Source organism: Saccharicrinis aurantiacus (genome assembly GCF_001660705.2).
Classification (GTDB): Bacteria; Bacteroidota; Bacteroidia; order Bacteroidales; family Marinilabiliaceae; genus Saccharicrinis; species Saccharicrinis aurantiacus.
This window is the reverse complement of sequence record NZ_LYBV02000001.1, coordinates 206,128-217,885: the sequence shown is the minus strand read 5'-3', so window position 1 is coordinate 217,885 and position 11,758 is coordinate 206,128. Positions and strand designations below refer to the sequence as shown.

General features: G+C 38.4%; 10 protein-coding genes. 9 read left to right on the top strand and 1 reads right to left on the bottom strand.

The features are described from left to right. Positions 1-25 precede the first annotated feature (25 nt). The 9 genes from A8B35_RS00865 to A8B35_RS00825 all read left to right on the top strand — a co-directional run bounded on the left by A8B35_RS00865 (position 26) and on the right by A8B35_RS00825 (position 10,023). On the top strand, positions 26-1,099 hold the full coding sequence (locus A8B35_RS00865; protein ID WP_075601703.1) for an L-rhamnose/proton symporter RhaT: 1,074 nt from the start codon (positions 26-28) through the stop codon (positions 1,097-1,099). A 126-nt stretch (positions 1,100-1,225) separates the two neighbouring features. After that, on the top strand, positions 1,226-2,383 hold the full coding sequence (locus A8B35_RS00860; protein ID WP_075601702.1) for an ABC transporter substrate-binding protein: 1,158 nt from the start codon (positions 1,226-1,228) through the stop codon (positions 2,381-2,383). Then, positions 2,376-3,524 carry a CaiB/BaiF CoA transferase family protein gene (locus A8B35_RS00855; protein WP_075601701.1) on the top strand — a complete coding sequence of 383 codons (1,149 nt, stop codon included), beginning with the start codon at positions 2,376-2,378 and terminating at the stop codon, positions 3,522-3,524. Before A8B35_RS00860 ends, A8B35_RS00855 begins: the two co-directional genes overlap by 8 nt. A gap of 10 nt (positions 3,525-3,534) precedes the next feature. Beyond that, entirely contained in the window at positions 3,535-4,671 is a 1,137-nt protein-coding gene (locus tag A8B35_RS00850) for a CaiB/BaiF CoA transferase family protein (protein WP_075601700.1), read from the top strand. Between the two features lie 11 nt (positions 4,672-4,682). Further along, the gene (locus A8B35_RS00845) at positions 4,683-5,903 is read left to right on the top strand and encodes an ABC transporter substrate-binding protein (RefSeq protein ID WP_075601699.1); all 1,221 of its coding nucleotides are present in this window, start codon (positions 4,683-4,685) and stop codon (positions 5,901-5,903) included. Between the two features lie 13 nt (positions 5,904-5,916). After that, complete coding sequence (locus A8B35_RS00840; RefSeq protein ID WP_075601698.1) at positions 5,917-6,990, top strand: Gfo/Idh/MocA family protein; 1,074 nt, start codon at positions 5,917-5,919, stop codon at positions 6,988-6,990. A gap of 256 nt (positions 6,991-7,246) precedes the next feature. Beyond that, on the top strand, positions 7,247-8,260 hold the full coding sequence (locus A8B35_RS00835; protein ID WP_075601697.1) for a zinc-dependent alcohol dehydrogenase: 1,014 nt from the start codon (positions 7,247-7,249) through the stop codon (positions 8,258-8,260). A 457-nt stretch (positions 8,261-8,717) separates the two neighbouring features. Next, positions 8,718-9,482 carry an SDR family NAD(P)-dependent oxidoreductase gene (locus tag A8B35_RS00830; RefSeq protein WP_171973131.1) on the top strand — a complete coding sequence of 255 codons (765 nt, stop codon included), beginning with the start codon at positions 8,718-8,720 and terminating at the stop codon, positions 9,480-9,482. A gap of 94 nt (positions 9,483-9,576) precedes the next feature. Beyond that, complete coding sequence (locus tag A8B35_RS00825; protein ID WP_075601695.1) at positions 9,577-10,023, top strand: MaoC family dehydratase; 447 nt, start codon at positions 9,577-9,579, stop codon at positions 10,021-10,023. 657 nt (positions 10,024-10,680) lie between these two features. On the opposite strand, the gene A8B35_RS00820 is transcribed toward A8B35_RS00825, so the two are convergent. Next, positions 10,681-11,703, bottom strand: coding sequence for a hypothetical protein (locus A8B35_RS00820; protein ID WP_075601694.1), 1,023 nt, complete (start codon positions 11,701-11,703; stop codon positions 10,681-10,683). Positions 11,704-11,758 lie beyond the last annotated feature (55 nt).

The window sequence follows — 11,758 nt, the reverse complement described above, 5'->3', positions numbered from 1 at the left end:
AAACACTCATTCATATTTAAATTCTATGATACAACAAAATCCATTAATGGGTACTTTATTACATGCTGTAGGTGGTGTTTCGGCCTCTACTTGTTACGTACCATTTCAGAAAGTAAAACAATGGAATTGGAATTCTTATTGGTTGGTTCAAGCTACTTTTGCTTGGTTAATTTTTCCATTAATTGTCGGGTATATAACTGTACCCAATTTATGGGAGGTATTTGCTGAATCGCCATTCGATTTAATTGTAAAAGCATTTTTGTTGGGTTCTATTTATGGATTTGGGGGCATGTGTTTTGGTTATGCCATTAAACATATTGGATACTCTTTAACCTATACTATTTCAATTGGTATTTCAGCCATCCTCGGAACTATCGTTCCCTTAATTATGCACGGTGAACTTATCTCTAAATTTCATGAACCAGGTGGCAATATTATCTATCTAGGAATGCTAATCTCCTTAATAGGAATTAGCTTATGCGGTGTAGCCGGATATAGAAAAGAAAAAGATCTTACCGAATTAAATAAAGAGTCAGGTGAAAAATCTTCTTTCAATATGAAAAAAGGTTTTACCCTTACTTTAATTGCGGGTGTATTATCTGCTGTGTTTGGCATCTCGCTAGAGGTAGGTGCTCCAATTGCAGAAATAGCAGGAAAACATGGTGCTGGCCATTTTGAAGGAAATGCCAACTTAATGCTTTCAACTATGGGTGCATTTGCTACAAACTTAATTTGGTTTGTTGTGGTTGGCATAAAACAAAAAACATTAAAAGAAATAGTTGATGTAAAAGGTCTTGGTGGTAAAACAATAGGACTTAACATGTTTATGTCAATAATCAGTGGTGCACTTTGGTACGGACAATTTTTCTTTTACAACATGGCACACGTACGCATGGGCGGATTTAAGTTCGCTAGTTGGGTTATCCACATGTCAATGCTAATATTCTTTAGCTACATACTAGGTATTGTAATGAAAGAATGGTCGCAGGTTTCTAAACGAACTTACCGAACACTAGTTTTTGCCTTGGCTGTCTTAATTTCATCATTCTTAATTATGACCTACGGAAGTAGCATGGGCACTGAGGCTATTGGGCACTAAAATAGAGTTAATTAGTTTTCAGCCAGAAGCCAATAGTGAAAAATTAATACTAAAGGCCAAATACTATTATCTCAAACCTAACAAGCTATTCACATTCATCTGATTAAAAAAATAGAAAATATACATATGAGCACTGATATTAAAAAATTAAAAGGAATTACTTGGAACCATAGTCGTGGATTTACTTCAATTGTTGCTGTATCGCAACGTTTTGAAGAACTAAACCCAGGTGTTCAAATTTCATGGGAGAAAAGATCATTACAAGCTTTCGCTGATGAGCCTATCGATCAACTGGCTGAGCGTTACGATTTCTTAATTATTGATCACCCATGGGCAGGTTTTGCAGCTCGAACGCAAGTGATTATGCCTTTGGATACAATTCTATCTAAAGACTTAATGACAGATTTAGCGGAGAATTCTGTTGGGCGTTCTCACGAGAGTTATTCTTTTAACAATCACCAATGGGCATTGGCTGTAGATGCTGCTACACCGGTTGCCTCTAGTCGTCCAGATTTATTCCAAAAAGAAGGACTTAAATTCCCTGAAACTTGGGACGATTTAGTTGAACTTTCAAAAACAGGTAAAGTAGCCATCCCTGGTATTCCTCAGGATACTTTAATGAGTTTTTATATGGTATGTTCTACTTTAGGTGAGAATGTATGCGAAACTAAAGATTACGTAGTATCTGACGAAACAGGCCTAAAAGCGTTACAAATGCTACGCGATTTAGGAGAGAATATCAAACCAGAAAGTTATGATTGGAACCCAATTAAGGTTTGTGAAGCCATGACTTTAACTGACGATTATATTTACGCGCCGTTTGGATATGGATACACCAATTATTCTCGCGAAGGATATGCACGTGTTACCTTAAAGTATCATGATATGGTTGCTATTAACAATCAAAAACTAATCAGTACTTTAGGAGGAACAGGTTTAGCACTTTCATCTAAATGTGAAGAAAAAGAAATAGCAGCTAAATTCTTAGAGTACGCAGGTTCTTTAGAGGTACAAAAAGGAATTTTCTTTGATAATGGTGGACAACCTGGACATAGAAAAGCTTGGACTGACGAAAGAGTAAACAGCCAGTGTATGAATTTCTTTTCAGATACTTTACCTGCTTTAGATCGTGCTTTTTTACGTCCACGATACAACGGACATATGTACTTCCAAGATAGAGCGGGTGCGCCTATCCGTGAATACATGATGAATGGTGGCGATCCTAAACAATTACTGAAACAATTAAACGAGTTATACATCAAATCCCTTTCGGAAAATGAGTAATGCAAAACCTTTAGAGGGTATGTTGGTACTTGAGTTCTGCCAATTTTTGGCAGGACCATCTGCCGGACTTCGTTTGGCGGATTTAGGAGCTCGTGTAATTAAAATTGAGCGACCAAACCACGGTGAGGCTGGCCGCCAAATCGCCATTAAAAACCTTAGGGTTGATGGCAGCAGCTTGGTATTTCATACCTTAAACAGAAATAAAGAATCATACGCAGCTAACCTTAAGGATGCGGATGATTTAGAAAGAGTAAAAGCACTGATCGCTAGAGCGGATGTGATGACGCACAATTTCCGCCCTGGTGTAATGGAGAAAATTGGTTTAGATTATGATACTGTAAAGGCTATTAATCCTAAATTAGTTTATGCCACAGTAACTGGTTATGGTACTGTAGGTCCTTGGTCGGCAAAGCCTGGTCAGGATTTATTAGTGCAATGCATGTCGGGCTTGGCTAACCTAAGTGGCGATAAAGAAGATGGCCCTACTCCATTCGGATTGGCTGTTGCCGATATCGTAACAGGCTCTCATATGGTGCATGGTATTTTAGCCGCGTTATTGCGCTGTGCTAAAACACAAAAAGGTGCCATGGTTGAAGTAAGCCTGCTGGAGTCCATGCTCGATTTCCAATTTGAGGTAATTACAACCTACCTCAACGATGGAAATAAACTTCCTGAAAGAGCTGCTCAAGGTTCAGGCCACGCCTACTTAAGCGCACCATACGGAGTTTATGCAACAAAGGATAGTCATATTTCATTGGCCATGGGTTCATTCGATACTTTAGTCGAACTATTAAATGCAGACGAACTTAAAGGATATAGCGAGGCTGAAACCTTTACCAAACGCGATGAGATTATGGCCATATTACGAGACATACTTTCAACCAAAACAACGCAAGAGTGGCTTGATATTTTTGAACCTGCAGGCATTTGGTCTTCGGCAGTATTCGATTACGAACAACTGTTAAACCACGAAGCTTACAAAGTATTGCAAATGGATCAGAAATTGAGTTTAGATACGGGTGAGCAAATTCACACCACACGTTGCCCTATCCGTTTAAACGATGAAAAAATATTTGCACCAAAACCTGCACCGCGTGTAGGACAGGATACGGATGCCATAACTAAAGAGTTTAACCTGTAGAGACAAAGATATGCTACCATTAAAAGATATACTTGTAGTTGATTTAAGCCAGTTTTTGTCTGCTCCTTCAGCTACTTTACGCTTAGCCGATTTAGGTGCCAGAGTAATTAAAGTTGAACGCCCCGAAACAGGTGACATCTGTCGTCAGCTATACGTTTCTAACGTAATGCTCAACGGCGAGTCTTCAGTATTCAGAGCGATTAATAGAAACAAGGAAAGTTTTCAAGCAGATTTAAAAACTGAAGACGATAAAAATAAAGTACTCAAGCTTATTGCTAAAGCAGATGTGCTAGTGCACAACTTCCGTCCGGGAGTAATTGAGCGATTAGGCTTGGATTACGATACTGTTAAAGCCATCAACCCCTCTATTGTTTATGGTGAGATTTCTGGTTACGGATCAGAAGGTCCTTGGGCAAAAAAACCAGGTCAGGATTTATTATTACAATCACTTTCGGGAGTTACTTGGTTAAGCGGAAATGCCGATAAAGGTCCAGTACCTATGGGAATTGCCATTGCTGATATTTTAGCAGGTTCGCACTTAGCGCAAGGTATTTTAGCTGCTTTAGTGAAACGCATTAAAAGCAATACAGGAAGCAAAGTTTCTGTAAGTATGTTGGAATCTATTCTCGATTTCCAATTTGAAACCATCACTACCTATTACCATGATGGCGGAGAGCCTACTGTGCGTACCGCTAGTAATAATGCACACGCTTACCTTGGTGCACCTTATGGTGTTTACGAAACACAGAATGGTCATCTGGCTTTAGCCATGGGTGCTATTCCTGTTTTAGGAGAATTATTAAGTTGCAAAGCTTTAACGGAGTATCCTGAGCCTGATAGTTGGTTTACGCAGCGTGATGAGATTAAAGATATTCTAGCAAAACATCTTCAAGCACAAAGTACTGAGCATTGGCTATCTATTCTTGAGCCTGCTGATATTTGGTGTGCTGATGTATTGAGTTGGGACAAGCTTTTTGCTCACGATGGCTTCAAGGCATTGCAGATGATTCAGAATGTGAAAATGGGCGATGGTTTCGAGTATCAAACCACACGCTGTCCTATTAAAATAGATGGAGAGTATTTAACTTCATCACTTGGTTCTCCTTCAATTGGTGAGCACACAGCAAAAATTTTAAGCGAACTATAAGCTAGTAAACAATGAAGGAAAAATTAAGAATTGCCGTTCGTAAATTCGGTCCTTTTGAGAGTGCTATAGATAAAATATGGGCCGACTTCTGCAAGCTGAATAACTGCGACTTAGAGTTGGAAGCTATCCCAATGGATTTACATCCTTTATACGATAGCACTTTAAAAAATGATGGCCTTAAAAATGGAGAATGGGATATTGCCTTAATCAATACCGATTGGATTACTGAGGCATATAGCTCCAATGCTATTCTCGATCTTGTTCCGTTTATCAATAATGATTCTTCTATTGATACAGAAGCATGGAGTAACTCTATGTTGGGCAAACAAAGTTTTGATAATGCCTTTATGGGCTTGCCATTTCACAATGGCCCTGAGTGCTTAATTTATCGTAAAGATTTAATTAACGATCCCAAAGAAAAAGAAGCTTTTAAGGCACAATATGGTCGTGAATTAGAATTGCCAAAAACTTGGGACGATTTAATGGAAGTAGCCACTTTCTTTAACCGTCCTGAAGATAATTTATACGGAACTACGTTTGCTGCCTATCCTGACGGACACAATACGGTATTTGATTTTTGTCTGCAGCTTTGGACACGCGGTGGCCAATTAATTACCGATGATAAAAAGGTAATCTTAAATTCAGAAGCAGCTGTAGCAGGTATGAATTTCTACCGCAAAGCACTTCAGAATACAGATGCTATACATCCTGCTTCGCGCGATTTCGATTCTGTAAAAGCCGGATTGGCCTTTGCTGCTGGCGAGTTAGCCATGTGTGTAAACTGGTTTGGTTTTGCTGCCAACTGCGAAGTGAATGCCAATTCTCAAGTAAAAGGTAAAGTTGATGTTGCCTATATCCCTGCAGGCGAAGGCGGCGAAGGCGTTTCCTTAAATGCCTATTGGATGTATGTGATTGGCGCCGGAAGTAAAAAGCAGCAAGTAGCCTATGATTTTATTAAATTCGCTACTTCGGCTCAAAACGATGAGTTGTTAACCCTCGAAGGAGGTATTGGCTGTAGAGTATCAACATGGCGCAGCCCTAAGGTGAATGCCGAGATACCCTATTATCATAAATTAGAAGAGCTGCACCAAAATACAAAATCGTTACCACGCATGGGTAACTGGTCGCAAATTGCAGATATTATTGATGAATTGGTATTGAAAGTAATCAATACAGAAGAAGCCATTGAGTCTATTTTAGAGACTGCACAAACTAAAGTAAACAAGCTGTAAAAGATTAAAAGAGATGGAAATCAATTATAACTATACATTACCAAAGACTTCTCGCCCAATTATTATTTTTGGTGCCGGAGGTATTGTAAACGATGCACATATGCCAGCCTACAAAAAGGCAGGTTTCGAAGTATATGGTATCACCAACAGAACCAAAGCGCGAGCTGAGAAAGTTGCTGAAAAATTCGGCATTCCACGAGTATTCGATAGCATCGATGATGCCATTGCTCAAGCTCCTGAAAATGCAGTGTTCGACTTAACATTAATGCCCAATCAGTTTGTTGATACATTAGAAAAACTACCGGATGGAGCAGCGGTGTTAATTCAAAAGCCTTTGGGCGATTACTTTGAGCAAACCAAAGAAATCATTGAAGTTTGCCGTCGTAAAAAACTAATTGCTGCTGTTAATTGTCAACTGCGTTTTGCTCCATATATTATGGCGGCTCGTAATTTAATTAAGCAAGGTGCCATTGGCGAGATTTACGATATGGAAGTAAAGGTAACCGTGCATATGCCATGGGAATTATTTCCAAATGTAATGTATCACCCACGTTTAGAAATTCAACAACACAGTATTCATCATATCGATTTAGTGCGTTCTTTCTTGGGTAACCCTAAAGGAATTATGGCTAAAACACTGAAACATCCTGGCAAAGAGATGTCATCAACACGTACCAATGTTATTATGGAGTATGGCGATGATGTACGCGCCTTAGTAAGTACGAATCACGATCATATTTTTGGTCACAATCACCAAGAAAGCTATGTGAAGTGGGAAGGTACTAAAGGAGCCATTTATGCAAAAATGGGTTTATTGATGAATTATCCTGATGGTGTGCCTGATGCTTTTGAATATTGCATTTTGGAAGAAGGTAAAAAGCCAGAATGGAAATCAATGAAATTAGAGGGATCGTGGTTCCCTGATGCATTTATCGGAACTATGTCATCTTTAATTTGCTACGCAAATGGCGAAACAGACAAATTAGACACTTCGGTAGATGATGTATTAGATACCATGCATGTTGTTGAAGCAGCTTATGCATCGAGCGATGCGGGTGGCATTGCTCCAAAATACGATTCAATTTAAATAGTAATTAGCTAGAAGTCAGAAGTGAATCTCATCCGACATTGCGTCATCGCGATGCAAGAAGCCATCACAAGGTGAGATGAATTTTACAAAATGCCTTGAGATTCCTTCGTTCCTCGGAATGACGAGGCGCTCATTAAGGTTCAATTGACTTACGATATTGCGTCACTGCGAAGAATGAAGCAGTCTCAAGGAAAGATGCTTAATGAATTTAAGCCAACACTAAATTAAAAATAATTAAAACTCAACATCCATAATGAAAGCAACGTTGTACGAAGGAAATAAATCCTTCTCAGTAGTCGAAAAAGAAATTGAAGCACCTGCAGCAGGTGAAGTAAGAATTAAAGTAGCCTATTGTGGTGTTTGTGGTACAGATGTACACATTTACCATGGTATGATGGATCAACGTGTGGATATTCCACAAATTATTGGACACGAAATGTCGGGTACGGTTGATGCCATTGGCGAAGGTGTTACGGGTTATAAAGTTGGTGAAAAAATTACGGTTCGTCCTTTGGATAATCGTGGAGAAACAGCTTCTGATAAAGGGCACGGACATATTGCGAAGTCGTTAAAGTTTATTGGTATCGATAGTCCTGGTGCCATGCAGCAATATTGGAATGTACCAGCTTTTACTTTACACAAATTAAAAGAAGAGACTGATCTTAAATTAGCTGCATTAATTGAGCCGCTTTCAGTTGCTTGTCACGATGTGCGCAGAGGTCGTTTACAAAAAGGAGAAACAGCAGTTGTTCTTGGTGGTGGTCCAATCGGATTATTAGTTGCCATGGTTGCAAAAAGCAAAGGTGCTAATGTTGTTATTTCTGAGGTGAACGAAATTCGCATTAAAATGGCCGAAGAAATGGGATTTGAAGTAGTGAATCCTGTGAAAACAGATTTAGTTGAATACGTTGAAAAGAAAACAAATGGCGGTTTAGCCGATGTTGTTTTTGAAGTGGCAGGTGTTCAACCGTCATTAGATGTAATGACTGAGGTGGCTGGTATCAGAGGACGAATTGTGATGGTTGCCATTCATGGCGAGAAAAAACCAATCGATTTATTCAAATTCTTTTGGAAAGAGCTTGAATTAGTTGGTGCTCGTGTATACGAAAAAGAAGATTACGAAGAGTCAATCGAGTTAATTACTAAAAACGAATATCCTTTCGAAAGTATTATTACTGATACAAAACCATTGGATCAAATTCAACAATTATTCGAAGATATCGACGCTACGCCAACAGGAATGAAGTTCTTAGTGGATTGTCAGTAATGAGTTAGTAGTTTTTAGCTATTAGTTAGTAGTGATTTACAAACGATATTGCGTCATCGCGATGCAAGAAGCGATCTCAAGGGAAGATGTTTTTTACAAGGCGCCTTGAGATTCCTTCGTTCCTCGGAATGACGCAATAATTAGATACAAAACCATTGGATCAGATTCAACAGTTATTCGAAGATATTAACGCTACGCCAACAGGAATGAAGTTCCTAGTGGATTGTCAGTAATGAGTTAGTAGTTTTTAGCTATTAGTTAGTAGTGATTTACAAACGATATTGCGTCTTCGCGATGCAAGAAGCGATCTCAAGAGAAGATGTCTTTTCAAGGCGCCTTGAGATTCCTTCGTTCCTCGGAATGACGTAATAACAATTAACAACAAATATTAATCAAGAATGTAAGGCATCTTAATACTTGTGTCTTGATACTTGATACTAAAAAATAAACAATGAGCATTTTAAATAAATTTAGCGTAGAAGGTAAAGTTGCCTTAGTAACAGGATGTAAAAGAGGAATTGGTATGGGAATGGCCGTGGCATTGGCCGAGGCTGGAGCTGATATCATTGGTGTGAGTGCTTCTTTGGAAAAAACAGGTAGTGCTGTTGAAAAAGCGGTAACTGCTTTAGGTCGTAAGTTTACGGCTTACACATGCGATTTTTCTGATCGTACATCTTTATACGCATTTATTAAAGAAGTAAAAGCTGAGAATCCGGTTATCGATATCTTGGTAAACAATGCGGGTACTATTTTAAGAGCCCCAGCTGCTGAGCATCCAGACGAAATGTGGGATAAAGTAATTGAGGTAAATCAAAATGCACAATTTATTTTAACTCGCGAAATTGGTAAAGAAATGGTAGCTCGTGGATCGGGTAAAATTGTATTCACCGCTTCGTTATTAACATTCCAAGGTGGAATCACCGTTCCTGGTTATGCAGCTAGTAAAGGTGCTATTGGTCAAATGACTATGGCTTTTGCCAACGAGTGGGCTTCAAAAGGAGTTAACGTAAATGCTATTGCTCCAGGTTATATCGATACTGATAACACTGAGGCTTTACGTCAGGATCCAGTTCGTTCTGAGCAAATTTTATCTCGTATTCCAGCAGGAAGATGGGGTAAGCCTGAGGATTTTGCAGGACCAGTTGTATTCCTTTGTTCTGAAGCAGGTTCGTACATGCAAGGAGCTGTAATGCTTGTTGATGGCGGCTGGATGGGGCGCTAATTAAATAAAGTATCAAGTAGTAAGACACAAGTATCAAGATACGATACTCAGTCTTGATACTTGATACTAGTTACTTGATACTAAAAAAACAGATATGCATATCAAATCACAATATTTCGAAGATTACACGCTGGGAGATTTTAGAGAGACTCTTGGTAGAACGATTACAGAAACCGACTTTGTTGTTCATGCGGGTCAAACGGGAGATTTTTTTCCACACCACATGGATGCTGAGTGGTGCAAAACACAGCCTTTTAAGCAACGCATTGCACATGGCACATTAACTTTTAGTGTGGCTATTGGCATGACGGCTACAGAGATTAATCCTGAGGCTTTCTCTAAAGGATACGACCGCTTGCGTTTTATTAAGCCGGTTCATATTGGCGATACCATCCGAGTAAAGGTTACGATTTCTGAAAAAACAGAATCGAAAAAACCAGAGTTCGGACAAGTAAACGAACACGTTGAGGTATTCAATCAAAAAGACGAGCTAGTATTGGTTTGTGATCATATATTATTGGCGAATAAAAAGGATAAATAAATATTTATAAGCATTTTTTATCAAGGCTTGCTCCAATCAAATGAAGCAGGCCTTTTTTATGAAACTTAGCTTGGTATTATTATCGCCTGGGCAGAAGTCTCAATAAATCAAGTTATTTATATCATAAGAATATGTTCGGGTGAAGCTTGCTGCTGAAGTAAAAGGGCAATTTCAGCTCGGGTGGAGCTTGCTGCTGAAGTAAAAGAGCATTTCCAGCTCGGGTAGAGCTTGCTGCTGAAGTAAATGTGCATTTCCGGCTCGGGTAGAGCTTGCTGCTGAAGTAAATGTGCATTTCCGGCTCGGGTGGGGCTTGCTGCTGAAGTAAAAGAGCATTTCCAGCTCGGGTGGAGCTTGCTGCTGAAGTAAATGTGCATTTCCGGCTCGGGTGAAGCTTGCTTATGAATTAAATGTGCAATTCCAGCTCGGGTGGAGCTTGCTTAAAAAGTAAATGTGCATATCCATAACGTTGGCATATGAAACGTAAGGATTTTTAAACACAAAATTACCTTGTTGCTCAGAGCCAAATTTGCAATTAGACACAAATTTAAATTTTTTAATCAACACATCAAATTGCAAATTTGGCGGGCTCGATTAAATGCTCAAAAGTTCCATAATCCACTGTTGTCCTTATGTTTTGTGATGCATTGTTATGGCCTTTTATTCTTTCTTAAATTTAATTCCTTCAATTCTTAACTCATTGTCAACATTATGTATACGTATCACCTCCTTTTTCAAGAAATCACCTGATGTTGCCAACCATTTGATAACTTTTTCGGCTCCATTCTTCAAAAATGGACTTCCTTCTTTTTGCTCAGTTGTAAAATATTGTTCAACTGACCCTGCAATCAAATCTGTTACACTTAATAAATCCATTGTATGGATATCTTTATTTGCAAAAGGCAATTTTGATCCACCAATTTGTTTGTATTTATTGTCAGAGTATACTTTAAGCACAGCTTTCAATAAACCTAAAGCATTATTGAACATCTCACTATTTTGAATAACAGGGTCCTTATCACTCATCCAAATAACCTTCTGGTCTGAATCTGCAATAAGAGGTAATACATATCCTATTACATGTAATATCCTCATAAGCTTTTCAGCGGCTTTTTTATGCCAACGACCCAATCCTGCATTTTCTATTTCCTTAAGCAAATGTATATTCTCATTTCCAATAAACAATGAACTCAATTTCCTGTCGATAAGAATTGTAAGTGAAAATCCATAAACATTACGGTCAATTGTCTCTAAATATTCGTCTAATGCTCTAAAAGAAGGACCGTAATCCAAATCTTTAAATGAGATTTCTTTCTTACTCAAATCATATTTTTTTCTGACCTTTTTTAATGCTTCGCTAATGTGATAGCAATGATTCCAACCGCAAAACAAGAAAGAGTATGAGTTATATTTACTGCCTTTGTGTTCTCCTCCATAATCTGAGAATATAGCTATTGATTCATTTCCCATTGTTTTTAGTTCGGGAAGGGTAAGTTCCCCTTTTGAATGCTGCGCTTGAAAGTATGAATCTAATAGTCGAATTAAAGAAGAGTTTTCTTCAAACCTTTCACGTTTTATGGAATTGAATTGAATGTTTTTTAAAGTCATAGAATTAACAAATTCTTCCCAAGTATTCGGAATTTCGTATTTCTTGTTATTATATTCTATAAATCGGTTGCTCATTTTTTTTAATTGGCCATAACTAACTCATATTCTCACCACCTCACTATACAAAAAT